Annotated in this window: 25 protein-coding genes; 5 read left to right on the top strand and 20 right to left on the bottom strand. The window is 69.4% G+C overall.

Annotated features, from left to right (window positions below):
• Positions 1 to 164: 164 nt before the first annotated feature.
• The 6 genes from AC0662_RS35485 to AC0662_RS35460 form a co-directional block, all read right to left on the bottom strand.
• A complete protein-coding gene (locus tag AC0662_RS35485; protein WP_452203427.1) occupies positions 165 to 1,148 on the bottom strand; it encodes a glycine betaine ABC transporter substrate-binding protein in 984 nt (327 codons plus the stop codon).
• Positions 1,145 to 1,969: an ABC transporter permease gene (locus AC0662_RS35480; protein ID WP_478306164.1), complete on the bottom strand. Its 825-nt coding sequence runs from the start codon at positions 1,967 to 1,969 to the stop codon at positions 1,145 to 1,147. Before AC0662_RS35480 ends, AC0662_RS35485 begins: the two co-directional genes overlap by 4 nt.
• Positions 1,966 to 3,171 (bottom strand): ABC transporter ATP-binding protein, encoded by a 1,206-nt coding sequence (locus AC0662_RS35475; protein ID WP_452203429.1) that lies wholly within the window; start codon positions 3,169 to 3,171, stop codon positions 1,966 to 1,968. Before AC0662_RS35475 ends, AC0662_RS35480 begins: the two co-directional genes overlap by 4 nt.
• Entirely contained in the window at positions 3,164 to 3,772 is a 609-nt protein-coding gene (locus tag AC0662_RS35470) for an ABC transporter permease (protein ID WP_452203430.1), read from the bottom strand. Before AC0662_RS35470 ends, AC0662_RS35475 begins: the two co-directional genes overlap by 8 nt.
• Positions 3,773 to 3,924: 152 nt before the next feature.
• Positions 3,925 to 4,281 carry a HesB/IscA family protein gene (locus AC0662_RS35465; protein WP_387772454.1) on the bottom strand — a complete coding sequence of 119 codons (357 nt, stop codon included), beginning with the start codon at positions 4,279 to 4,281 and terminating at the stop codon, positions 3,925 to 3,927.
• 172 nt (positions 4,282 to 4,453) lie between these two features.
• A complete protein-coding gene (locus AC0662_RS35460) occupies positions 4,454 to 5,548 on the bottom strand; it encodes a glycerate kinase family protein (protein ID WP_452203431.1) in 1,095 nt (364 codons plus the stop codon).
• 64 nt (positions 5,549 to 5,612) lie between these two features.
• Between AC0662_RS35460 and AC0662_RS35455 the strand changes: the two genes are divergently transcribed.
• The 3 genes from AC0662_RS35455 to AC0662_RS35445 are packed head-to-tail and all read left to right on the top strand — an operon-like array spanning position 5,613 to position 7,163.
• Complete coding sequence (locus AC0662_RS35455) at positions 5,613 to 6,014, top strand: VOC family protein (RefSeq protein WP_478306161.1); 402 nt, start codon at positions 5,613 to 5,615, stop codon at positions 6,012 to 6,014.
• Positions 6,014 to 6,664, top strand: coding sequence for a deoxyribonuclease V (nfi, locus tag AC0662_RS35450; protein WP_478306159.1), 651 nt, complete (start codon positions 6,014 to 6,016; stop codon positions 6,662 to 6,664). Before AC0662_RS35455 ends, nfi begins: the two co-directional genes overlap by 1 nt.
• Positions 6,657 to 7,163: an NUDIX domain-containing protein gene (locus tag AC0662_RS35445; protein ID WP_478306157.1), complete on the top strand. Its 507-nt coding sequence runs from the start codon at positions 6,657 to 6,659 to the stop codon at positions 7,161 to 7,163. The genes nfi and AC0662_RS35445 overlap by 8 nt, the downstream gene beginning before the upstream one ends.
• 81 nt (positions 7,164 to 7,244) lie before the next feature.
• Here the strand turns inward: AC0662_RS35445 and AC0662_RS35440 are convergent, their stop codons facing one another.
• From AC0662_RS35440 to AC0662_RS35405, 8 genes are all read right to left on the bottom strand, one after another.
• Positions 7,245 to 7,925, bottom strand: a complete 681-nt coding sequence (locus AC0662_RS35440) for an SRPBCC family protein (protein ID WP_478306155.1) — start codon at positions 7,923 to 7,925, stop codon at positions 7,245 to 7,247.
• Positions 7,922 to 8,776, bottom strand: coding sequence for an FAD binding domain-containing protein (locus AC0662_RS35435; protein WP_478306153.1), 855 nt, complete (start codon positions 8,774 to 8,776; stop codon positions 7,922 to 7,924). The genes AC0662_RS35440 and AC0662_RS35435 overlap by 4 nt, the downstream gene beginning before the upstream one ends.
• Positions 8,773 to 11,157: a xanthine dehydrogenase family protein molybdopterin-binding subunit gene (locus tag AC0662_RS35430; RefSeq protein ID WP_452203439.1), complete on the bottom strand. Its 2,385-nt coding sequence runs from the start codon at positions 11,155 to 11,157 to the stop codon at positions 8,773 to 8,775. The genes AC0662_RS35435 and AC0662_RS35430 overlap by 4 nt, the downstream gene beginning before the upstream one ends.
• Positions 11,154 to 11,624 (bottom strand): (2Fe-2S)-binding protein, encoded by a 471-nt coding sequence (locus tag AC0662_RS35425; protein WP_387772427.1) that lies wholly within the window; start codon positions 11,622 to 11,624, stop codon positions 11,154 to 11,156. The genes AC0662_RS35430 and AC0662_RS35425 overlap by 4 nt, the downstream gene beginning before the upstream one ends.
• Before the next feature lie 85 nt (positions 11,625 to 11,709).
• Positions 11,710 to 12,831: an XdhC family protein gene (locus tag AC0662_RS35420; RefSeq protein WP_452203441.1), complete on the bottom strand. Its 1,122-nt coding sequence runs from the start codon at positions 12,829 to 12,831 to the stop codon at positions 11,710 to 11,712.
• Positions 12,824 to 13,930, bottom strand: a complete 1,107-nt coding sequence (locus AC0662_RS35415; protein WP_452203442.1) for a vWA domain-containing protein — start codon at positions 13,928 to 13,930, stop codon at positions 12,824 to 12,826. The genes AC0662_RS35420 and AC0662_RS35415 overlap by 8 nt, the downstream gene beginning before the upstream one ends.
• Before the next feature lie 2 nt (positions 13,931 to 13,932).
• Positions 13,933 to 14,808, bottom strand: a complete 876-nt coding sequence (locus tag AC0662_RS35410) for an AAA family ATPase (protein WP_452203443.1) — start codon at positions 14,806 to 14,808, stop codon at positions 13,933 to 13,935.
• A gap of 38 nt (positions 14,809 to 14,846) precedes the next feature.
• A complete protein-coding gene (locus AC0662_RS35405; RefSeq protein ID WP_452203444.1) occupies positions 14,847 to 15,449 on the bottom strand; it encodes a nucleotidyltransferase family protein in 603 nt (200 codons plus the stop codon).
• An 82-nt stretch (positions 15,450 to 15,531) separates the two neighbouring features.
• On the opposite strand from AC0662_RS35405, the gene nadA reads away from it, so the two are divergent.
• A complete protein-coding gene (nadA, locus tag AC0662_RS35400) occupies positions 15,532 to 16,713 on the top strand; it encodes a quinolinate synthase NadA (protein ID WP_452203445.1) in 1,182 nt (393 codons plus the stop codon).
• Positions 16,714 to 16,969: 256 nt separating this feature from the next.
• Here the strand turns inward: nadA and AC0662_RS35395 are convergent, their stop codons facing one another.
• The 6 genes from AC0662_RS35395 to AC0662_RS35370 form a co-directional block, all read right to left on the bottom strand.
• Positions 16,970 to 17,917 carry a type IV toxin-antitoxin system AbiEi family antitoxin domain-containing protein gene (locus tag AC0662_RS35395; protein ID WP_478306149.1) on the bottom strand — a complete coding sequence of 316 codons (948 nt, stop codon included), beginning with the start codon at positions 17,915 to 17,917 and terminating at the stop codon, positions 16,970 to 16,972.
• A gap of 890 nt (positions 17,918 to 18,807) precedes the next feature.
• Positions 18,808 to 19,998: a glycosyltransferase family 4 protein gene (locus AC0662_RS35390; protein WP_478306147.1), complete on the bottom strand. Its 1,191-nt coding sequence runs from the start codon at positions 19,996 to 19,998 to the stop codon at positions 18,808 to 18,810.
• Positions 19,998 to 20,414 carry an FAD synthase family protein gene (locus AC0662_RS35385; protein WP_452203448.1) on the bottom strand — a complete coding sequence of 139 codons (417 nt, stop codon included), beginning with the start codon at positions 20,412 to 20,414 and terminating at the stop codon, positions 19,998 to 20,000. The genes AC0662_RS35390 and AC0662_RS35385 overlap by 1 nt, the downstream gene beginning before the upstream one ends.
• A complete protein-coding gene (locus AC0662_RS35380; RefSeq protein WP_452203449.1) occupies positions 20,414 to 21,139 on the bottom strand; it encodes a CDP-alcohol phosphatidyltransferase family protein in 726 nt (241 codons plus the stop codon). Before AC0662_RS35380 ends, AC0662_RS35385 begins: the two co-directional genes overlap by 1 nt.
• Positions 21,136 to 21,576, bottom strand: a complete 441-nt coding sequence (locus tag AC0662_RS35375) for an adenylyltransferase/cytidyltransferase family protein (protein ID WP_452203450.1) — start codon at positions 21,574 to 21,576, stop codon at positions 21,136 to 21,138. The genes AC0662_RS35380 and AC0662_RS35375 overlap by 4 nt, the downstream gene beginning before the upstream one ends.
• Positions 21,577 to 21,631: 55 nt before the next feature.
• The gene (locus tag AC0662_RS35370) at positions 21,632 to 22,843 is read right to left on the bottom strand and encodes a glycosyltransferase (protein WP_478306345.1); all 1,212 of its coding nucleotides are present in this window, start codon (positions 22,841 to 22,843) and stop codon (positions 21,632 to 21,634) included.
• A gap of 72 nt (positions 22,844 to 22,915) precedes the next feature.
• Between AC0662_RS35370 and AC0662_RS35365 the strand changes: the two genes are divergently transcribed.
• The gene (locus AC0662_RS35365) at positions 22,916 to 24,640 is read left to right on the top strand and encodes a right-handed parallel beta-helix repeat-containing protein (RefSeq protein ID WP_478306145.1); all 1,725 of its coding nucleotides are present in this window, start codon (positions 22,916 to 22,918) and stop codon (positions 24,638 to 24,640) included.
• Positions 24,641 to 24,750 lie beyond the last annotated feature (110 nt).

Here is a 24,750-nt window from a genome sequence, read left to right as displayed (position 1 = left end):
AACACGCCGCGCGGGTCGGTCGTAGTTTTGTTGACAATCCGAAGGTTAACCATGTGCATTCGTGAACGGCAAGCGATGACTACCGGTGGATCAAGGTTTCCCGGAGAGTGCCGCCAGTCCCGCGGTGATCACGGCGATCCCGAAGCGGGCCCGGGAGGAGAGCGTCAGCCACGGCTGACGAACCCCTCCTTCACCAACCAATCCATGGCGACGTCGGCGGGCTCACGTCCGTCGACGTCGACCTGGGCGTTCAGCTCGATCAGCACCGGGTCGGTGAGCTTGTCCGAGACCGGCTGGAGCAGGTCCCGCAGCTGCGGGTACTTGTCCAGGACCTTCTTGCTGATCACCGGAGCCACGTTGTACGCCGGGAAGTACTTCTTGTCGTCCTGCAGCACCTGCAGATCGAGCGACTTGATCCGGCCGTCGGTGGTGAAGATCTCACCGAACCGGCAGTCCCCCTTGCTGGTCGCGGCGTACACCGCACCAGTGTCCAGGGTCCGGATGTTGTTCCGCGGTACGCCGCTCCCCAGCGGGATCCCGTAGTGCTTCAGCATCGGCTCGAAGCCGTCGTTGCGGTTCGCGAACTCGGACTCGACGCAGAACGTGCGTTCCTTCACCGGCAGCGACGCGATCTGCGACAGCTTGGTGACGTGCGTCTTCTCGGACTCCTTGCGGGTCATCGCGAAGCCGTAGCTGTTGTTCATCGGCGCCGGCTTCAGCCACACCAGGTTGTACTTCTCCAGGTCTTCCTTGGCGACCGCGTCGTACTGCTTCTGCTTGTCCGGGATGCCGGTGTCGTGGCCGAGGTACGAGATCCAGGCCGTTCCGGTGTACTCCCAGGCCATCTGGATCTGGCCGCCGAGCATCGCCTGCCGGGAGGTGTCACTGCCCGGCATGTTCGTGAGGTCCTGGACGTTCGCGCCGGCCGACCGCATCAGGATCGCGGCGATCTTGCCGAGGATCAGCTGCTCCTGGAAGCTCTTCGAGCCGATCCCGATGGTCAGCCCGTCGAGGCTCTTCACCGACTTCAGGTCACCCTGCAGCGCACCGGTCGGCACGAAGCCGCCGCTCGTACCCAGACCGCAGCCCGAGAGCAGCAGCGTGAGCGCCGCCGTTGTCGCTGTCAGACCTGCTACCAGCCGCTTCATCCGAGTCCTCTCGGTCGGGTCACTTCTTCGAGTACTCGGCCCGCCCAGTCGATCAGCAGCGCCAGCGCCGCGACCAGGATGGCGCCGCTGATCAGCACCGGGTAGCGCAGCAGGCGGATGCCGGTGGTGATCAGGCTGCCCAGTCCCCCGGCATCGATGAACGTGGCGAGGGTCGCCGTACCGACGACCAGGACGAGCGCGGTGCGGATACCGGCCATGATCACCGGCACCGCGAGCGGCAGCTCGATCCGGCCGAGGACGGCCAGGTTGGACATGCCCATGCCGCGACCGGCCTCGACCAGCGTCCGGTCGACACCCTGCAGGCCGACGATGGTGTTCCGTAGTACCGGCAGGATCGCGTACAGGCAGAGCGCGACGATCGCGGTCCAGAAGCCGAAGCCGAGCCAGATCGCGAGCAGCACGATCAGGCCGATCACCGGCGCGGCCTGGCCGGCGTTCGCGACCGCGACGACGACCGGGGCGGCCCGCCGGGCCCGCGGCCGGGTCAGCATGATGCCGAGCGGTACGGCGACCAGCAGCACGATGATCGTGGCGACCGCCGTGAGTTCGAGATGTTCCACGGTCAGCCGGCCGATCAGTTTCCAGTCCAGCTGACGTTGCTCGATCGAGTCGAGTTCGGCCTGCGAGCGCCAGATCGCCCAGACCAGGATGACCAGCGCGACGAACAGCGGCTGGCCGATCAGCAGGCCCCAGGACGGGCGCCGGGCGCGACTGGTCGCGAGGCCGGCCGCGGTCGCCTTCGCGTCGGCGAGATTCTCTTGTGGTTTCTTGGTGTCCGGTCCGGGATCGAGCGTGGTCACGGCGCGACCTCCGCCTCCGGGCCGGAACCGTTCGCCGTACCCTCCTGGATCCGCGCGAGCACCGACTGGAAGTCGACGACACCCAGGTACTCGTCGCGCCGGCCGGTGACGACCGCGCTGCCGTGGCTGGACATCAGCATCGTGTCGAGCGCGTCGTTCAGCGTCGCGCGCCGGTCGATCGTGACCAGGTCGGTGTCCTCGTGCGGCGCCGGGACCTTGTCGACATCCGACAGGTCGTTGGTCCACATCCAGTCCACCGGGCGCTTGCGCCGGTCGAGGACGACGACCGAGTCGTCGCCCGCCTCGTTCGCGGCCCGCAGTACCGCCGGTGCCGGGTCGCCGATCTCGGCGACCGTCGGCTGGTTCAGCTCGATCTCGCTGACCCGGCTCAGGGTCAGCTGCTTGAGCGCGGCGCCGGCGCCGACGAAGTCCGCGACGAACCGGTTCGCCGGGTTCGCCAGGATCGCCTCGGGGGTGTCGTACTGCGCGATCTTCGCGCCCTCGGTGAGGATCAGGATCCGGTCACCGAGTTTCACCGCCTCGTCGAAGTCGTGGGTGACGCAGACGATCGTCTTGCGCAGCTCCTCCTGGATGCTGAGCAGTTCGTCCTGCAGCCGCTGCCGGGTGATCGGGTCGACCGCGCCGAACGGCTCGTCCATCAGGATCACCGGCGGGTCCGCCGCGAGTCCGCGCGCGACACCGACCCGCTGCTGCTGCCCACCGGACAGCTCGCGCGGGTAGCGGCCGCGGTACCGGTCGGGGTCCAGGCCGACGAGTTCGAGCAGTTCGTCGACGCGTTCCGCCGTACGGCGTTTGTCCCAGCCGAGCAGGCCCGGGACCAGGGCGATGTTCTGCGTGACGGTCATGTGCGGGAACAGGCTGCCGCCCTGGATCACGTAGCCGATCCGGCGGCGCAGGTCGTCGTCGTCCTGCTTGCTGATGTCCTCGCCGCCGATCTTGATGCCGCCCGACGTCGGCTCGATCAGCCGGTTGATCATCTTCAGCGACGTGGTCTTGCCACAGCCGGACGGGCCGACGAACATCACGATCTCACCGGCCGGGATGTGCAGCGAGAGACCCTCGACGGCGGGCTTCTTCTGGCCCGGGTACCGCTTGACGACGTTGGTCAGCTCGATGTCGACGCCGCTGATCTCCTCGGCGGGGGTGTCGGTGCTGCTCTCGGTCAACGTGGATTCAGACACGGATACCCCTCGAGGTGGTCAGGCGGCCGACGAGCAGCAGCAGTGCGTCCAGGACAAGTGCGAGCAGTACGACGCCGATCGTGCCGACCAGCGCGGAGTTCAGCGCGTTCGCGCCACCGATCTGGGTCAGGCCGGTGAAGATGAAGCTGCCCAGGCCGGGCCCGAGCACATAGGCGGCGATGGCCGCGATCCCCATCGACATCTGGGCCGAGACCCGGACGCCGGCCAGGATCACCGGCCAGGCGAGTGGCAGCTCGATCCGGAGCAGCGTCCGGATCGCACCCATTCCCATCCCGCGCGCCGACTCGATCAGGGTCGCGTCGACGCCGGCCAGGCCGACGACGGCGTTCCGCAGGATCGGCAGGCAGGCGTAGAAGGTGACGGCCACCACCGACGTCGCCGTACCGATGCCCGCCAACGGGATCATCAGGCCGAGCAACGCGAACGACGGGATGGTCAGACCTACCGCACTGACGGCGCCGGCCAGTGACGCGATCCGCGGGTTGCGGTGCACGACGACTGCCAGGCCGACCGCGATCACGGTGGCCAGCAGCACGCACTGGATGACCAGGCTCAGGTGCTGGTAACTCTGATAGAGCAATTGCGAGTGACGCTCAGTTATGTAATCCCACACGAATCAAGCCGTACCCAACAAGCGTTGGAACCAATCTTGACGATCTGATGACGACGCCCGAAAACGACAAAACCCCTGGTCACGGGCGTGATCAGGGGTTTGTTTTTGTCTAGATCAGATCAGTTGAACGAGTCGCCGCACGCGCACGAGCCGGTCGCGTTCGGGTTGTCGATCGTGAAGCCCTGCTTCTCGATGGTGTCGACGAAGTCGATCGAGGCGCCCTTCAGGTACGGCGCGCTCATCCGGTCCGTGACGACGCTCACGCCACCGAAGTCGGCCACCACGTCACCGTCGAGCTGACGCTCGTCGAAGAACAGCTGGTACCGCAGTCCGGAGCAACCACCGGGCTGTACGGCGACCCGCAGCGCGAGATCGTCGCGGCCTTCCTGGTCGAGCAGCGCCTTCACCTTGGCGGCGGCTCCGTCGGTGAGGAGAACACCAGTGGCTGCCGTCTGCTCGGTCTGCGCTTCAGTCATCCCTGACTCCAGTCATCTCTCAAGTGCCGCCGTACAGCTTCCGGGCGGCACGGAAGTCTCATGTCAACACGGGTCAACAGCTGGCGTCCCGCGCTCATTCCCATGGTCGCACACCAATTTCACAGATCAACCATTCCGGTCACGGGCCGGTCAGCGGCTGGTCGGGGCCCGGTCAGCGGGCCCAGGTCCTCGCGACCCGCTCGGCGACCGTGGCGAGGGAGCCGCTCGGGTCCGCGAACGCCTGCTCCTCGCCGACCACGTCGACCAGCGCGTACGCCGACTCGACGCCCATCGTGCGCATCTCGCGGGACCCGATCAGCACCTTCCCGGCGAGCACCACGCACGGCCGCATCGCGTCGTTCGCGACCTTCGCGACGCCGGCGATCACCTTGCCCTCGCGGGACTGGAAGTCGAACGCGCCCTCGCCGCTGAGCACCAGGTCCACCTGCGACGCCTTCTGCTTCAGTCCGGTGAGCTCGGCGACCAGGTCGATCCCGGAGACCCGCTCGGCGCCGAGCAGCAGCAGCGCGTACCCGAGCCCGCCCGCGGCGCCCGCGCCCTTCTGGTCGGCGGTCTTCCGGTCGGCGAGCTCCGCGAAGTGCGTCAGCCAGCCGTCGACCGCGGGCTTCCGCTCGTCCGTGATGCCCTTCTGGCTGCCGAAGATATTGGTCGCGCCGCGCAGCCCGAGCATCGGGTTCTCCACGTCACTGGCCGCGACGAATTCGACACCGGCGACCCGTTCCCGAGCGGCAGTGAGGTCGACCGAGGTCAGTCCGGCGAGCCCGGCGGCACCGGCGTCGAGCTGGCCCGAATCCCCCGTCGCCCCGAGCGCCGCGAGCAGACCCGCGCCCGCGTCGTTCGTCCCCGACCCACCGAGACCGAGGATGATCCGCTTCGCACCGGAGTCCACCGCCGCCACGATCAGCTGCCCGACGCCGTACGTCGACGCGTCCTCGGGCCGGCGCTGCTTCGGCTCCACCAGGTGCAGCCCGCACGCCTGCGCGGTCTCGACGTACGCCGTCTCACCCGCGAGCAGGACCGTCGCGGGAGTCTCCTCGCCGAGCGGACCACGGACGGTGACCGCGAGTAGTTTCCCGTCGACGACCGCCGACAGTACGTCGATGAACCCCGGACCACCGTCCGCCATCGGTGCGACCAGCACCTCCGCGTTCGGGTCGCGGCGCCGCCAGCCCTTTTCGATGGCCGCCGCCGCCTCGACGGCGGTCAACGTCCCGGCGAACTTGTCCGGCGCAATCAGAATCCGCATGGCGACATCCTCTCCCACCCACGACCGTTGACGTCGCCGAGTGCCGCCAGTTGGATCGTTGGGCATGAAGTCGATCCTCTTCGCACTCCGCGTGACCGACCTGGAACGCTCGCTCACCTTCTATAAAGCAGTCGGGTACGTCGACCTCAGCACGATCCCGTTCGACGACGGCTCGAGCCTGGTGTGGCTGCGGCTGCCCGGCGAGGAGTCGGTGTCGCTCGAACTCGTGCACCGCCCCGCCGACGGTCCGGTCGAGATCGGCGGCTTCCAGCACTTCGCCATCGAGGTCGACTCGCTGGCCGGCACCATCGCGCGGCTGACCGAATCCGGCCTGCACCCCGCGGACGCGGAACTGCCCGGCGGGCCCGACGGTCCGAAGGCGTCCTGGCTCACCGACCCGGACGGCTACCGCATCGAACTCGTCGAGTGGCCTCCCGGTGGCGCGCCGAACGTGGAGGGCTCGTGATGCAGTGGCCGACTACACCGGCTGAGGCGATCGCGCTCCAGGAGCAGTTGCGTGGACTGGTCGACATCACGGACGCCGACGCGCCGCCGCAGTACGTCGCGGGTCTGGATGTCGCGTACGACGGGGATCGGCTGGCGGCTGCGGTTGTGGTGCTGGAGCGCGAGACGCTCAGCGAGGTCGACCGCGAGGTCGTGCGCGGGGAGACGACGTTCCCGTACGTGCCCGGGTTGTTCGCGTTCCGCGAGATCCCGGCGTTGCTGGACGCGTTGGAACGGCTGACGATCACTCCCGAGTTGCTGGTGTGCGACGGGCAGGGGCTGGCCCATCCGCGCCGTTTCGGTCTCGCGTGCCATCTCGGCGTACTGACCGGGATCCCGGCGATCGGCGCGGCGAAGACCACGTTCGTCGGATCGCACGCGGACCTGGCCCACGAACGCGGCGCAACAGCGGACCTGGTGGATGACGGCGAAGTAGTAGGCGCCGCAGTCCGAACGCAAGCCGGCGTCAAGCCGGTCTACGTCTCAATAGGCCACCGAGTAATGCTGCCAACCGCCATCAACCACGTACTCCACCTGGCACCCCACTACCGCTTACCGGAAACAACCCGCCTAGCAGACCAAGCCTGCCGAAAAAACCTGACAGATGGTTGACCAAACCCCACGCGTCCCGGGCTACACCCACCACGAGTACGGCGACCGGATCGGCACCACCGCCCGCCTCAGAGTCGGCGCCGCCGCGGCGGTCATGGACGGCGACCGCCTACTCCTCACCAAGCGCACCGACAACGGCGAATGGTGCCTGCCCGGCGGCGCGATCGACCCCGGCGAACGACCAGCCGAAGCCGCGGAGCGCGAGACCTTCGAGGAGACCGGCCTCACGGTGCGCGTCACCGGGCTGGTCGGCGTGTACTCCGACCCCGACGTTGTCACCGTCTACCCCGACGGCAACCGCGTCCAACTCCTCGGCATCGTCTTCCGCGCCGAGCCAGTCGATGGAAAGCCGCGCCGCTCCGCCGAGGTGAGCGAGGTCGGGTGGTTCTTGGCGGCGGAGGCCGCCGGGCTGACGGTGGTTGCGGGGCATCGGCTGGTGTTGCCTGCGGTGTTCGGGGGTGGGCTGTACTTCGACGTCAGCGGCGGATCGGTCGTCTGATCAGCAACGCCAGGACGGTGGCGGGTAATGCGACCGCCGGCGTGTTGTAGGGGGCCGGTGGTGAAACAACCCGCTAGTGGGTCAGCGGCGGATCAGGCGTCTGATCAGCAGCGCCAGCACAGCACCGATCAGGTACGGCGCTGCGCGGCGAGCGAGCACCGGGAGGACCGTGCTCCCGAGATCCAGCGCGAGGGCATCGGGTGAATCTGCCGTCGGCCCGTCGGCGGCAGGCGCTTCAGCAGGAGGCCGCTCGGCGGCGGGCTGGGTGGCGTCGGTCGGGCGGCCGTCAGGGGATGTTGGCTCGGCTGGGGCCGGTGCCGTGTCGAGCTTGGTTTTGAGGCAGGCGGTGAACTGGTCGAGGAGTTTGTTCGAGACGTCCTGGATCAGTCCGCGGCCGAACTGCGCCGGCCGGCCGGTGATCGTCAGGTCGGTGTCGACGGCGACTTCCGTCGTACCGTCCGCGGCTCCGGTGAGACGAGCCGTCACGCGCGCCGTCGCCGTACCGTTGCCGCGACGGTCCTTGCCCTTGGCCTCGATCACCGCGTGATGATCGGTCTCGTCGCGTTCGAGGAAGGTGCCGTTGCCGTTGTACTGCAGCGACACCGGCCCGAGTTTCACCTTGCACGCGCCGGTGAAGTCGTCACCTTCGTACGACTCCAGGGTGGCGCCGGGGAAACACGGCACCACCCGTTCGAGGTCGTTGAACGCGGCCCAGGTCTGCTCGACAGGCGCCGGGACGACGAACCTGTGCTCGAGTTTCACGCCGTACCTGCCGCCGCGAGGACTGCCCGTCGGGTGAGGACCGTCGCGAGGTGCCGCCGGTAGTCCGCGTCACCGTCGGCGTCGCTGATCGGAGACGTCCCGTCCGCGGCCCGCGCAGCGGCGGCCCGTACCGCCTCGGCGGTGGCCGGTTGCCCGACGAGCGCCTGCTCGACCGCGGTCGCCCGGACCGGCGTCGCGCCCATGTTGCCGAGCCCGACCCGCGCCTCCGCGATCGAGTCGCCGTCCAACCGGACGGTCGCCGCGACGGACACGATCGACCAGCCCTGCGCGACCCGGTTGAACTTCTCGTAGTGTGCGCCCCACCCGGTGTACTTCGGCACCCGCACCTCGACCAGCAACTCGTCGTCTTCCAGCGCGGTGTCGAACACGCCCTGGAAGAACTCCGACGCCGGCACGGTACGGCGTCCGTCGGCGCCCGCGATCACGAACGACGCATCCAGGGCGACCGCGACCGCGGGCAGGTCCGCGGCCGGGTCAGCGTGCGCCAGCGACCCACCGAACGTCCCGCGGTGCCGGATCTGCGGATCGCCGACCGTTGCCGTGGCCAACGAAATCAGCCGCGCGTGCTCAGCGACCAGCGGATCGGCCTGCACCGTGCTGTGCGGCGTCATCGCGCCGATCACCAGCGCGTCGCCGTCGTCCCGGACACCCCGCAGTTCGTCGATCTTCCCGAGGTCGACGATCGATTCCGGGGCCGCGAGCCGCAGCCGCAACGCCGGCATCAGGCTCTGCCCGCCGGCCAGCACCTTCGCGTCGGAGTGCTCGCGCAGCAACGCCAGCGCCTCGTCGACGGTCTCCGGGCCGTAGTACTCGAACGCCACCGGGATCATGACTTCGCTCCGTCCTGGATCGCCTTCCACACCCGGTACGGCGTACACGGCATCGGTACGTCGGTCACCCCGAGCGGTCGCAGCGCGTCGACGATCGCGTTGACGACAGCCGGCGTGGACGCGATCGTCCCGGCCTCGCCGACCCCCTTGACGCCGAGCTGGTTCGTGGTCGCCGGCGTCTCGGTCCGCGCGGTCTCGAACCGCGGCAGATCAGGGGCCCCAGGCAACGTGTACTGATCGAACGAGGCGGTGACCAGCGTCCCGGCCTCGTCGTACACCGCTTCCTCGTAGAGCGCCTGCGCGATGCCCTGCGCGAGACCGCCGTGCACCTGCCCCTCGACGATCAGCGGGTTCACCACCACGCCGACATCGTCGACGCTGACGTACGAACGGATCGTCGTCGCCCCGGTCTCGGTGTCGACCTCGACCGCGCACAGGTGCGTGCCGTGCGGGAACGAGAAGTCGTCCGGGTCCAGGGTCGCGTCAGCGTCCAGGCACCCCTCGGCCGATCCGTCGAGCTTGTGCCCCTGGAAGACCGCGAACGCCAGCTCGGCCAGTGTCATCCCGGCGTCGGTCCCGCGGACGCCGTACCGGCCGGCGGAGAACTCCAGGTCGTCGGCGTTCGCCTCGAGCAGCTGCGCCGCGATCGGTTTCGCCTTCTCGATGACCTTGTCCGCCGCGGCCAGCACCGCCATCCCGCCGACGGCCAGCGACCGCGAGCCGTAGGTGTCCAGGCCGCGAACGGCGACCTGCGTGTCACCGTGCAGCACTTCGACGTCCTCGAAGGCGACACCCAACCGGTCCGCGACGAGCTGACTCCACGCCGTCTCGTGGCCCTGCCCGTGCGGACTCGTCCCGCTGACGACCTCGACCTTGCCGGTCGGCAGCATCCGGACCGCCGCGTGCTCCCAGCCACCACCGACGTACCCCATCGAGCCCAGCCAGCGCGACGGCGCCAGCCCGCACATCTCGGTGTACGTCGACACGCCGATCCCGAGCTGTACCGGGTCGCCGGACTCGCGCCGCTTGCCTTGCTCGGCGCGCAACTCGTCGTACCGGAAGAGCTCGCGCGCCTTCGCGGTCGCGGCCTCGTAGTTGCCGGAGTCGTACTGCAGCCCGGCCACCGTGGAGAACGGGAACTCCTCGTGCTTGATCCAGTTCCGCTCGCGGATCTCCAGCGGGTCGGCACCGACCCGCGCGGCGAGCTCGTCCATCGAACGCTCGATCGCGTACGTCGCCTCCGGCCGGCCGGCGCCGCGGTACGCATCGGTCCAGGTCAGGTTGGTGAAGACGTTCGTGATCCCGAGGTGGTACGCCGGGAACTTGTAGATCCCGTTGTACATGAACGCCCCGAGCAACGGGATCGCCGACGTCACCAGGCCGAGGTACGCCCCCATGTTGACGATCAGCTCGACCTTGAGTCCGGTGACCGTGCCATCGGCGTTCGCGGCCAGCGTGACGTGCTGCCATTGGTCCCGGCCGTGGTGCGCGGCCATCAACGACTCGGACCGGGTCTCGGTGTATTTACAGGGCTTCCCGGTCCGCCGGGCCGCGATCACCGTGAGCACCTCTTCGGGCGTGAACTGCAGCTTGCCGCCGAACCCGCCGCCGACGTCCGGCGCGATCACCCGGATCTTGCTCTCGGGGATGCCGAGTACGAGCGCGAGGAAGATCTTCACGAAGTGCGGCACCTGCGTCGACGTCCACACGGTCATCTGTTCGGTCGTCGGATCGACGACGATCGACCGCGGCTCCATGAACGCCGGGATCAGCCGCTGCTGGCGGAAGTCCTCCTCGATCACGATGCCGCCGTCCCGGGCCGCCGCGATCGCGGCCTCGACGTCGCCGCCGGTGCCGGACTCGGCCGAGTCGTACGACCAGACCGCGGACACGTTCGTCCCGAGATCCGGATGCGCGAGCACCTCGTCACGGGCCGCGGCGCGCAGGTCGAGGGCCGGCGGGAGTTCGTCGTAGTCCACGTCGACGAGGTCCGCCGCGTCGTTCGCCTCGGCGGCGGTCCGGGCGACGACCATCGCAACGATCTCGCCGGCGAACGCGACGTGGTCGACCGCCATCGACGGGTGGTTGGGGGCCTGCTGGTCGGAGACGACGGCCCACGCGTTCGGCAGCGCGCCCTGCTCGTCGGCGATGTCGGCACCGGTGATCACGGCAACGACTCCGCTCGACGCCTTCGCCGCGGCGGTGTCGGTCCCGGTGATCCGGGCGTGCGCGAACGGGCTGCGCACCATTGCGAGGTGCAGCATCCCCGGCAGCACGATGTTGTCGGTCCAACGGGTCCGGCCGGTGATCAGCCGGGCGTCCTCCTTGCGCTTGCGCGGGTTGCCGATCTCGGAGGCCGGGCGCTGCTCGGTCGTGGTCATTGCGCACCCCCGCCCGCTGCCGCGGCGCGAACCGCCTTGACGATGTTCTGGTAGCCGGTGCAGCGGCAGAGGTTGCCCTCGATGCCGAGCCGCACGTCTTCCTCGCTCGGATCCGGGTTGTCGGCCAGCAGATCGATCGACTGCATGATCATGCCGGGTGTGCAGAAACCGCACTGCAGCGCGTGGTTCTCGTGGAACGCCTGCTGCATCGGGTGCAACTGACCGTTGGTCGCGAGCCCCTCGATCGTGGTGATCTCGTGGCCGTCGGCCTGGACCGCGAGGAGCGAGCAGGACTTCACGCTGCGCCCGTCGAGATGGACCGTGCAGGCACCGCAGTTCCCGGTGTCGCAACCGATCACGGTGCCCGTCTTTCCCAGCTGCTCGCGCAGGTAATGCACCAGCAGCGTGCGCGGCTCCACCTCGTCCGTGAAGCTGCTTCCGTCGACCATCACCGTGATCCGGCTCATCGCCCCGCCTCCCGATGTCAGCTATCGCCGTACTTTCGATCCTGCGCTCGTGTGACAGCGACCACAAGGGTCGGCCTGGGATGGATCAGTGGTGGATCGGGCCGGCCGCGCTCGACAGTCGTTGCCCGGCGCCACCCCAGCGTTGCGCGATGATCTCGGCCGCGATGCTGACCGCGGTCTCCTCCGGCGTCCGCGCGCCGAGGTCCAGCCCGATCGGACTCGCCAGTCGCGCGACCTCGGCCTCGCTCAAACCCGCCTCCCGCAGGCGTTTCAGCCGATCGTCGTGCGTCCGCCGCGACCCCATCGCCCCGATGTACGCGACCTGTGGCAACCGCAACGCCACCTCCAGCAGCGGTACGTCGAACTTCGGGTCGTGGGTCAGGACGCAGATCACCGTCCGGTCGTCGATCCGCCCGGCCGCGGCCTCGCCGCCCAGGTAGCGATGCGGCCAGTCGACGACGACCTCGTCCGCGGACGGGAAGCGGGACGCGGTCGCGAACACCGCCCGCGCATCGCACACCGTCACGCGATAACCGAGGAACGAGCCAAGCCGAGCAACCGCAGCTGCGAAGTCGATCGCCCCGAACACCAGCAAACGCGGCACTGGTGCGTACGACGAGACGAAAACGCGCATCCCCTCGCCACGCCGCTGACCTTCCGGTCCGTACTCCAACGTCTCCGTGCGCCCGTTCGCCAACAGGCCGCGCGCGTCGTCGAGCACCGCGTCGTCGGCCCGCTCCGAACCGAGACCGCCGGCCGTTGGTTGCCCCTCCGGACGAATCACCAACCGCATCCCGATCCGGGCCGTGTCCGGATGCGCCACCACGGTCGCCACCGCGACCGGGCGGCCCGCCGCGATGTCCGCCGCCACGTCACCGAGTTCCGGGAACGACGTACGGTCGACGCGTTCGACGAACACGTCGATGATCCCGCCGCAGGTGAGCCCGACCGCGAACGCCGACTCGTCGCTGACGCCGTACCGCTGCAGGACGGGTTCACCGGACTCCAGGATCTCCTCGCCGAGCTGGTACACCGCGCCCTCGACGCAGCCGCCCGACACGCTGCCGACCGCCTCCAGGCCGGGGCCGACCAGCATCACCGCACCCGGCGGCCGGGGCGCCGATTGGAATGTCGCCACGACGGTGCCGACGGCAACCGTCTCCCCCGCCTGCCACCAGGTCAGCAACCGATCGAGCACGTCACGCATCGGCCACCACCTCCAGAAGCTCACCGAAACTGGCCAGGCTGTGCCCCGCCACGAGATCGTCCAGATGCGGGAGCACCGCGACGATCCCGGCCTGCACCGGCTCGTACCCGGGTTTCCCGCGATGCGGGTTCAACCAGACGACGCGGTGCGCGAGCGCGGCCAGCCGCCGCATCTGCTCGCCGAGCAACCCCGCGTCACCCCGCTCCCACCCGTCACTGCACACCACCACGACGGCCCGCCGCGCGGTCCCCCGCTGACCCCACCGATCCAGGAACACCTTGAGCACCTCCCCCAACCGCGTTCCACCCGACCAATCCGGTACGACGTCACCCGCCGCCCGCAGCGCGAACTCGGGATCACGTCGCCGCAGCGCCGGCGTCACCCGGGTCAGACGCGTACCGATCGTGAAGACCTCGACCGAGCGGGGCGCCCGCTGGACCAAGGAGTGCGCGAGCCGCAACAGACTGTCGGCGTACGGGTGCATCGAGCCTGAGACGTCGATGAGTACGACGACCCGGCGCGGCCGGACGCCGCGGCGCCGGTAGCGCACGCGGCCCGGTTCGCCGACCTGGCGGAGTTGGGCGCGGAGGGTACGGCGCGGGTCGATCTCGCCGCGGTGCGACGGGCGGCGACGGTTCGCGCGCCGTACCGGGACCTTCGGGCGGAGGGTGCCGAAGAGGCGGGCCAGTTCGGCGCGGTCGGTCGCGGAGAGTTCGGCGACATCACGGTGTCTGAGGACTTCCGTCGTACTCGCGGAGACGTTCAGCGTGCGGTCGCCAGTCTCGACCTCGACGCCGTCGCCGAGCGCGGCCTGCGCGGACGGTTGCGAGGTGCGGCGTGGCACGACGCCGCCCGCGCGGTCCCCGGTGAACCAGGCCGCGAACACCTCGTCGTACCTTGCGGTGTCGTCCGGGCCGGTGCAGAGCGCGGCGCGACCGGCCCAGTAGACGTCGGCCGTCCGGGTGGGATCGAGCGCCGCGACTGCTTGCAGGAAGAGGTGCACCCGGTCGGCGGTCACCGCGAGGCCGGCGTGCCGAAGGGCAGCTGCGAAACCAACCAGGGCGACATCCGGATGGTCTGTGTCGGGGTGCGCGGTCATCGTCAGCTCGCCAGGAGTCGGTCGAGGGACTCGCGGACCCGGTCGGTGTCCTCGCGGTACTTCAGGACCGCGCCGAGGGTCGCGGCCGCGGTCTCGACGTCCAGGATGTCGGTGCCGAGCGCGCCGAGCGCCCGGGCCCAGTCGAGGGTCTCGGCGACTCCCGGCGGCTTGAGCAGGTCGAGCTCGCGCATCCGCTGCACCGAACGCGCGACCTGCTCGGCGAGCCGGGCCGAGACCTCGGGCAGCCGGGTGCGAACGATCTCGACCTCCCGGGCCAGCCCCGGGTGGTCGATCCAGTGGTAGAGGCAGCGCCGCTTGAGCGCGTCGTGCACCTCGCGGGTGCGGTTCGAGGTCAGGACGACGATCGGCGGCACCTCGGCGGTGATCGTGCCGAGCTCCGGAATCGTCACCTCGTACGTCGACAGCACCTCGAGCAGGAACGCCTCGAACTCGTCGTCGGCCCGGTCGATCTCGTCGACGAGCAGTACGGCGGGGCTCTCGCGGAGGGCCCGCAGTACCGGGCGGGAGAGCAGGAAACGCTCGTCGAACAGGCTCTTCTCCACCTCTTCGACGGCCGCGTCGGACGTCGTCGCCTCCACGGTGCGCAGGTGCAGGATCTGGCGCGGGAAGTCCCAGTCGTAGAGCGCCTGGGAGGCGTCGATGCCCTCGTAACATTGCAGCCGGATCAGCTGCAGATCGAGAGCCTCGGCCAGCGCCGCGGCGAGCGAGGTCTTGCCGGTGCCCGGTTCGCCTTCGAGCAGCAGCGGGCGGTGCAGGGCGAGCGCGAGATACCCGACCGTGGCCAAGCCTTCTCCGGCGAGGTACCCGGTCGTCCGTAGACACTCGGCGAGCTCCGCCGCCGAGCCGACGGCATTCACTCCTTCAGCATTCACCTACTCAGCCGCGCTGCCAACCCTCACCCATGGCCCGGCGGCAGGTCGTCGACTGTATCCACGTCCACTCCGTCCGCGAGGTCATCGCATTCGACCCTCACGACGGCACGGGCCCGCAGGTACGGCCGAGCCCCCTCGTCGGCGCGCGCGGACGCGATCACGCCGTCCCAATGCTCCCTCCCGATCAGCACCGGATGCCCGACCCGCCCGCCGTACGTCGCCCGGGCCAGAACGCCACTCTCCGCCAGCGCGCCGACCCGCCGTACAACCTCGGCTGTCAGACCTGGCACATCCACCGTCACCACCGAGACGGCCTCGGCCCCGGTCGTGCGCAGGAAGGTCAGACCGGTTCGAAGGGAGGCCCCCATGCCCTCGACCCAATCGGTCGCCTCGACGATGATGACCGGCTCTGGGGACAGCTCGGCGCGCACGTCATCGGCGGCGGCTCCGACGACCACCACGACCGGCGAGCAACCCGCCTCGATCAGCAACCGCGCCGTACGGACCACCCACGCGACCCCGTCGGCGTCGCGGATCAGCGCCTTCGGCCGTCCCATCCGGCGCCCGGCACCCGCGGCGAGCACCAGCCCCGCGATCGTCCCCTCCGAGCGGACTGCGTTCTGCACAGCAGCAGCGTACTGATTTCACACTCTGAGCAGTGACGGGTGCCACGCGAGACCAGGCAGCGGGCGTGGCACGATATCTGACGTGACGACGATCGCAGACGGCTCGAAGTCCCTTCCGTTGCTCTTCCTCGGGCAGAACACCGACCCGCACTCCGAGCGCGGCGTCGAGTGCCCGGGCGCCCTCCCGCCGGCCTCCGACCCGGACCTGGTCGAGCGGGCGCTGAAGGCGAAGCAGACGCTGGGCGATCAGGTGTTCGTGCTCGGGCACCACTACCAGCGCGACGAGGTGATCCAGTTCGCGGACGTCACCGGTGACTCGTTCAAACTCGCCCGCGACGCGGCCAACCGGCCCGACGCGCCGTACATCGTCTTCTGCGGTGTGCACTTCATGGCCGAGTCCGCCGACATCCTCACCAACGACGGCCAGACCGTGATCCTGCCGGACCTCGCCGCCGGGTGCTCGATGGCCGACATGGCCCGCATCCAGCAGGTCGAGGCCGCCTGGGACGCGCTCGCCGACGCCGGCGTCGCGGACGTCACGGTGCCGGTCACCTACATGAACTCGAGCGCGGACATCAAGGCGTTCTGCGGCCGCAACGGCGGCGTCGTGTGTACGTCGAGCAACGCCGAGACCGCGCTCGGTTGGGCGTTCGAACAGGGCGAGAAGGTGCTCTTCCTCCCCGACCAGCACCTCGGGCGGAACACCGCCGTACTGCAGATGGGTCTGTCACTCGAGGACTGCGTGGTGTACGACCCGCACAAGCCGGACGGTGGACTGACCCGCGAACAGCTCGCCGCGGCCAAGATGATCCTGTGGCGCGGCCACTGCTCGGTCCACGGCCGCTTCACCGCCGAATCCGTCGACGACGTCCGCGCGCGGGTCCCCGGGGTCAACGTCATCGTGCACCCCGAGTGCCGCCACGAGGTCGTCACGAAGGCAGATCTGGTGGGCTCGACGGAATACATCATCCAGACCCTCGAAACCGCCGAACCCGGCACGTCGTGGGCCGTCGGCACCGAACTCAACCTCGTCCAGCGCCTCGCGAAGCAGCACACCGACAAGAACATCGTCTTCCTCGACAAAACGGTCTGCTACTGCGCCACGATGAACCGCATCGACCTCCCCCACTTCGTCTGGACCCTCGAAAACCTGGTAGCCGGCCACGTCGTCAACCCCATCCACGTAGACGCCGACACGGAGAAGCACGCGAAGCTGGCCCTGGACCGCATGCTCGCCCTCCCCGGCAAAACCACCCGCGACTAACCCCTCCCCGCACCCGCACCCGCACCCGCACCCGCCCTCGCCCCGCCCCGCGCCTCGGCCACCTTCCCACCCGCGCCTCCGCCCCCGCCCCAGGTCCGCGCCTCATTCACCTCCCCGCCTCGTCTCCCGCCTCCGCCCCTCCTCCCGCCTCTCCCGCGAGGGGTTAACCCTTCGCGTCGGGGGTTCTTCGTCCGTATACCGACAGATAAGCCCCCACACCAGCGGATAACCCCTCGAAGGCAGCCCGGTCAGGCGGTCAGGCGGTGCGGCGGGATCGGGCGAAGGTGTTGTGCAGGGTTTCTGCTAGGTGGTCGGGGTCGTCGAGGTGCGACCAGCCGGCTCGGACCACGGTCAGGCCGAGGGCGCGGAGCCTGTCCTCGCGGCGCTTCTCGTGGATGAGTACGTCGGGCGAGCCTTCGGCGTACTTCAGCAAACCGTCGAACTCGAGCACGACGCCGTACCCCGGGAAGTGGAAGTCCACGCGCCCGATCAGACCGGCCCGATCGCGGAACTCGGCCTGCAACACCGGCGCGGGAAACCCGTACTCGTGCAGCCACACACGCATCCGCGACTCGCCGACGGATTCCGAGCGCCCATCACCGAAGCGCAAAGCCGCTCGCGCCACCGCACTCCCGGGCCAGAACTCGGTCGGCTCGAGCAGACGCTGCATCTCCGCCGTACCAAGACCACCCGCTCGGAGTACCGCGTCAACTCCAACGACAGCCACCTCGAAGGATGTCGTACACGCGGTCTCGAAGGCCGCCCTGCTCGCCGTGGTCGTCAACCGTCCCTCGATCACGGTCAGGTCTTGCGGAGTCAACGCGCCAAGATGATGCTGTACGCCGGCGACGACGCCGCCCGACCGCCCGTGCACCCGGCTCACATGTACCCGGCTGAGATCCAGCCCCCAGATCGGCAGGCCGTGCAACGTCAACGCCGACTGGTGGCTCACGGCCACCGAACCTGATCGCAGCGAGTTCATCGCAGCGTGGACCTTCCGGCGGTGCAGCAACCTGGCTCGGGCCCAGACTTCCAGTGCGCGGAGGTCGGTCTTCTCGACGTACTGCCCGCGCCGGATCCGCTCCCACCGACCGTCCCGGAGGAGCGCAACGATCTGGTCAGGCGTAAAGCCGCTCGCCATCGCCTGGCGGCGGCTGAACACACCACCTTGAGCTTCCGCAATCAGTCCGAGTCGTCCATGCACTCCCCAACCCTCCCTCACCCACGCCCGCTTCGCCCCACCCAATCCCCGCCCCTGTGGACAACCCCGCGAGGGGTTATCCCTTCGTGTCGGGGGTTCTGTCCTGGTGTACCAACGAAGAACCCCCAACACCCACGGATAACCCTTCGCGTGGGGTCAGACATCGGCGCGGCTGAGCCGGTGCAGCGGGTGGGCCGGCGGGACGGCAGGCGCGGCGGGACGGCAGGCGCGGCGGCCGCACCGGGGACAGCGGGGGGCCGACGGGCGGCAACAGTAGGCGGGAGCGGCAGATCGCGCGAGGGCCGGTAGTACGGCGGCCGGCAGGAGGCGGGTACGGCGGCGCGCAGCGGACACGGCATTTCCTCACCTACGCGAGGGGTTAACCCGTCGCGTCAGGGGTTCTCTGCTCCCACACCAACGCAGAACCCCCAACACCCACAGATAACCCCTCGCGTGGGGTCAGACAAAAAGCGCTGCTGGCGCCGGCGCAGCGGGTAGGGCCGACGAGGTGCGACGGTAAGCGGAGCGGCCGGACGAGCGGGGGCCGGTCGAGCGGCGGCCGGTCGAGCGGCGGCCAGCAGGAGGCGGGTACGGCGGCCCGCGGCGGACACGGCATTTCCTCACCCTCGCGAGGGGTTAACCCGTCGCGTCAGGGGTTCTCTGCTCCCACACCAACGCAGAACCCCCAACACCCACGGATAACCCCTCGTCGGTCAGGCAAGACCGGTTGGCGCCGGCGCAGCAGGTGGGGCCAACGGGACGGCAGGCGCCACGGGCGCCACGGGCGCCACGGGCGGTGCGGTGCGGTGCGGCGGGCGATGCGGTGCGGCGGGCTGTGGGCGGGCGGCTACGGGTAAGGCGGGGCGGTGGGGCCGCGGGGCGCGGGCGTCGGGTTAGGGGTGGGGGACTCGGGCTGGGGTGTACCAGGTGGTTAGGAGGTCGGGGAGGCGGTCGGGGCCCCAGCGGTCTACGGGGGTGATTCGGGTGTGGAGGGAGGCGAGGCCGCGGGCCAGGTCGCCGACTACGTCGCCCTTCCACGGGACCGTGACGCCCTCGTCGGGGCCGACGATGACCGCAGGCCCGCCGCGGTCGACGCAGACGACCGGGCAGCCGGAGGCCAGTGCCTCGGTGACGGCCCAGCCGGCTGCCTCGCGGAAGGCGGGGGCCAGTAGCGCGTCGGCGCGGAACATCGCGGCGAGTACTTCCTCCCGCGGCAAAGCACCCATGAACTCGACCCGATCCCGGACCCCCAGCTCCCACGCCAGTCGCTCGGCGCGGCCCCAGTCCGGTCCGTCGCCGATGATCCGGAGCTCCCAGTTCGCGGCCTCCGGGCGGGCCAGTGCGCTGATCGCCAGCAGCACGCCCTTCCACGGGATCAACCGGCCGACGAACAGCGCGGTCTTGATGCCCGGAGCACCGAACGGCTCGTACGGACCGGACGCGGTGAAGCGCCGGATCGCGACGTTCGGCTGGACGACGATCTCTCGGGCGTACGGGCGGAACGCGTCGGCGACGTCGTTGTTCTGCGCAACCATGAGGTCCGCGGTCCGGGCCATCCGGCGTCCGGTCACGCGGCGCCGCAGTCCGGTGTACGCGCGGCGTACCAACTCCCCCATGACGCCCTGCGGACCGAGCCAATGGGCCATCGCCAGCGGCGCGTCGGTGGACCCGCCGACCGGACCCCAGATCACCTTCGCCGAGGACTCCTCGACCACCCCGGCGCCCATCCAGTCCACCGCGAACGTCAGATGGTGGATCACGTCGAAGTTGTGCTCAGCATGCAACCGCCGCGCCGTCCGCTGGGCCAACCCCTGCCACAACGGGTAGTACCAGTACACGTCCGAAGGTCGCCGCCGCAGCCGCAGGATCCAGCGCGGCATCTCCAGCGGTACGACGGTCAGCCCGGGCACCGGCCGGACCGCGAGTTCCTCGTGGATCTCGTGCACGAACTTGCCGCGGGTCAGCAACCAGACGTCGTGATCGCGCGCCGCGGCCTTCGCCCACGCCCATCCGGCGCCGGGCTCCGACCCGCCGGTCGGCCGGCAGGCGTAGGCGCTGAGCAGTACCTTCGGCCGGCCAGGCATCAGTTCATCCCCTCCAGAAGCCTGCGCAGATCGGTGCTCGAGGTGGAGGCGGTGTACGGGAAGTAGTGCACCTGTGCGCCGACTTCACCCAACAGCCTCTCCAGTCTGGTCCCCTTCTCGGTTCCCTTCCAGTCGTCGCCCTTGAAAAGAACGTCGTACCGGAGCTGTTGCCACATCTCGAACTTGTCGCTGGACCAGTCGCTGACCACCTCGTCGACGAGGTCGAGCGCCCGGATCACGTCCATCCGCTCCTGGTGCGGCACCACGGGCGGGCGACCCTTGATCCGGGCCACCACGTCGTCCTCGACGACGCCGGCGATCAGGTGGTCGCAGTGCTCGCGGGCGCGGCGCAGGATGTTCAGGTGCCCGATGTGGAACATGTCGTACACCCCGGGCGCGTACCCGACGACCGCCATCAGGCCCGCACCCCCAGCGTCGCCATCTCGCGGTACCACTTCGCGACCGCGGCGGCGAGGAACAGCAGGTTCAGCGCGAGCAGGACGCCGTACAGCGCGACGAACACCGACGGGACGCCGAAGGTCAGGAACACCAGGCAGAGTACGCCGTAGTCGGTCGGTGCGATCAGCAACGACTTGACCACGGAATCGCCACGCTCGTTGGGCTGCGCGGCCGCACCGTGCCGCCGGCGCAGCTGGTCGATCAGAATCAGCCCGAAGAACAGCACCGACGACATGCACACGTACGCGAGCGGTACGAGCAGCACCAGGTCGTTGTCAAAGGCATCGAACCGGTAGAACGAGATCAGAACGGCGCTATGCAGCAGCACGATCTTCACCGCGTCGATCATGTGGTCGAGCCACTCGCCGAGCGGTGAGCCGCCGCCCCGCAACCGGGCCAGCTGCCCGTCTGCCGAGTCCAGCCCGTACCCGAGCACGAGCAGCACGGTCACCGCCAGCGCGAGCCCGAACGACGGCCGGAACGTTGCCACCAGCACGATCCCGATCAGCGAGCAGAAGCCGCTGGCCAGGCTCACCTGGTTCGGCGTCCGGCCGCCGAGGAACGCGGCCGCCGCGAACACCCGCCCGATCCGCCGGTTCACGAACCGCGAGTACGCCGGCGTACCGGCGGACGGCTTCTGCGCCTGGGAGAGCTGCGCGACCGTCTCCCGCAGCGTCGTCATGCGACCGACCGGCGCGACTGCCGCTGATCGATCGCGGCGCGCAGGATCGGACTCGTGGACTCGCGCCCCGCGGGCAGGACGGTGATCAGCTCGGCCGGGATCCCGTCGAGCTCGGTCACGCTCAGGACACCGTCCGCGGCGCTCGCGGCGAACACGGTCCGCACCCCGAGTACGCCGGTCAGCCACTCGGGCCGAACGTCGTCCACGGCAACGACCTCGTCGACGCAGCGCAGGTGCTCGATGATCTGTACGCGCTCGGGCAACGGCACGAACGGCCGCCCGCCCCACGCGTTCAGCGCCCAATCGTCGGACAACACGGCCACCACCAGCCGGTCACAGTGCCGACGGGCGCGCTCGAGCACGTCGACATGACCGACGTGGAACAGGTCGAAGACCCCCGCCACGCACCCGATCCGCGGCAAACTGCCATCCCCCACAGCGCACTCCTGGATTCCCTCCGACGGAACGCCGCCCCCTGCGTCCGCCGCGACTTTATACCTGCCGGGCACGGCCCGCCCAACGTCCCGCGCGCGGCCGGCCGCGGGTGGCGTGCCGGGCGATCGCATCGGTGTAGATCCTTTCGGTGGCCTGCACGTCACGCTCCGGGGTGAAGCGCTTCAGGTAGACCTGTCGGGCTCGTTCGCCGAAGGCTATCGAAGTCACGGGATCAGCCACCAACCCGATCGCCTTCCGCAATTCCTCCGGATCGCCAGGCGCGGTCAGCGCCCCGGTCTCGCCGTCGTCGACGAGCTCCGCGAGCGCCCCGAGCCTGGACGCGACCACCGGGACCCCGTGCGCGAAGGCCTCGACCACCACGAGTCCGAAGCTCTCATACGAACGGGCCGGTACGACGGCGACGCGCGCGGATCGCAGGACATCCATCCCGGCCGCCCACGGCAGTTGACCGAGCACCTGAACCGAGGCGTCCGTCCGGGCCCGCTCCTCGGCCGCCGCCCGCAGCGAGCCGTCACCGACGACGACCAACCGCCCGAGCGACGAGTCCCACGCCTGCAGCAGGTCGGCGAACCCCTTGTCCTCTTCCAACCGCCCGAGGAACACCACGCCGTCGCCCGCGCCACTGCGGGTCTCCCCCGAGTGCGGTACGGCGTGCGGCTTCACCACGAACCGCTCCGGGTCGAACCCCGCCGCGACGTACCGATCGCGCACGAACGCCGACGGTACGACGAACGTATCGACGTACCGCTCCCACGTATGAAGGGTGTTGTGTACGCCGATGCTCGTCGCCAGCGGCAGCGTCTGGACGCGCGACTCGCGGTAGCAACCGTGCCGCACAGCCGCGAGCGGGAGCTTGCCGATGCACGACTCGCACGGCCGCCCGTCGCGCTGCAAAACCGCGTTCGCACAGAGCAGCCGGAAGTTGTGCAGCGTCGCCACCACCGGCAGGTCCAGCCGGTACGCCGCCCGCAGCACCGAGGCACTGAACAGCGGGAACGTGTTGTGCACATGCACCACGTCGGGCCGTTGCGCCTGCAATAGCTGTGTTAAATCGCGTTCCGCCGAGAATGACCAAACGGAGCGGAACGGTAACAGCGCGCGATCTTTTCGGCTCAATCCAGCGATATCGTCACTGTTTCGCGCGTAAAGGTCGATCTCATGTCCTGAGTTACGCAACAAATCAATCGTTTGGGCGACAACGGTGTTCTCGCCGCTGGGTTGACCGGTCCGGTAACGGTTGTGCAGCATTGCGACCCGCATGGCACTACCTTAAGTCTCGCAATGGCTACACCTGGTCCTCCCCGCTCCCAGGAGAGTGCATTGAGGAAGTCGTGGTTCGCAGCGCTCGGCGCTGCGGGGCTGGCCGTCGTCGCGGTCGCCGTTCCGGTGGTCGCGAACGAGAACAAGGCGACGACCGCGGCCAAGGGACCGGACGCCGAACAGGCCGCGGCCCGCGCGCTGCCGTCGCACCGGCCCGGCAAGGCCCCGAGCGCGACGCCACCCGGCAAGTCCCAGCCGAAGACCACGGCGCCCTCGAACACCACCGCGACGCCGAAGAAGCCCGGCACCCCGGTCCACCCCACCAAGAAGCCGAGCACGCCGGCGACCCCGACCAAGCCGGTCGAGCCCGTCCTTCCGAAGCCGCCGTCGGTCAGCTCCGACGAGGCCGGTCCGGCCGTCGCGGGTTCGTGCAGCGGCGTGGTGATCAAGCCCGGCCAGGACGCGCAGTCGATCGTGAACTCCAAGCCGGCCGGTACGACGTTCTGTTTCGCAGCGGGACTGCACCGCGTCAGCAGCACGATCCGCCCGAAGGCCAACCAGGTGCTCGCGAGTGCGCAGCGCGCCGTACTCACCGGGTCGGTTCCGCTGACCGGGTGGACGGCGTCGGGGTCCCGTTGGGTACTGCGGGGCGCGCTGCCGGCGGCGTACGGCAAGAGTGGTGAGTGCGAGGACAACGCGGCGAACATCTGCTACCTGCGCGAGCAGCTCTTCCTCGACGACGCGCACCTGACCCGGGTCGCGAGCGCGTCCGCGGTAAAGGCCGGCACGTTCTACGCCGACTACGCGGCCGACACGATCTATCTCGGCAGCAACCCGACCGGGCACGACGTCGAGATGTCGAAGACGGCGACCGCGATCGAGTCCAGCGCGAGCGGTGTGGTCGTCCGCGGCCTGACCATCGAGCATTTCGCCAGCGCACCGCAGGCCGGCGCGCTGGTGTCCGGCCCGGGCTGGAAGGTGACCGCGAACGACGTCCGCTGGAACCACGCGGTCGGCGTGATGCTGGTGAACGCGAACAGCACGAAGGTGGACAAGAACCTGATCCACCACAACGGCCAGCTCGGCCTCGGGCAGTACAGCTCGGCCGCGGCGGCCGTCACCCGCAACGTGATCAGCTCGAACAACACCGACGGCTTCTGGATCGCCGACTGGGAGTCCGGCGGCATCAAGTCCACCCGTTCCTCGGGCACGGTCAGCGGCAACGTGATCAAGTCCAACAAGGGCATCGGGATGTGGGCCGACGTCGCGGACGACGGTCGCGTGATCACCGGCAACCAGATCGTCGGCAACGCCGCGGACGGCATCCGGTACGAGATCAGCCGGAACGGCACCATCGAGGGCAACACGGTCACCGGCAACGGCTTCGGCACCGGCCGCGGCTCCGGTACGTCGCTGTGGGACGGCGGCGGGATCAACGTGAACACGTCGTCCGGCGTCACGATCAAGGGCAACAAGGTGTCGGGCAACGTGAACGGCGTGACGATCCAGTCGCGGACCCGCGGCACCGGCCCGTGGGGCACGTACCTGCTGCGCGACGTGCAGGTCAGCGGGAACACCATCGAGATGACCAGCGGCACCCAGGCGACCGGCATGGTGCAGAACTCCGGCGCCGAGGTCCCGGCCGGCGAGGTCGTTTTCAGCGGCAACAAGTACGTCCTCGACGATCTCGGCACGCAGCGCTTCTCGCGCTTCGGCACCAAGCTGACGGCGGCCGGGTGGCGCTCGGCCGGTCTGGACGCGATCGGGACCCTCTTCTCGGACTGATCGGTCTCGCAAGCTCATCGCTTGCTCTTCGCAACATACTTGTGCGCTACGTATTGCCATGACTACGTGGCGTAGAGGTAACGTACGAAGCGAAGCCGCGCCATGGGGGG

Source organism: Kribbella sp. NPDC043289, assembly GCF_056436705.1.
The sequence above is the reverse complement of the archived record's forward strand: the minus strand, read 5'-3'. Positions and strand labels throughout refer to the sequence as shown.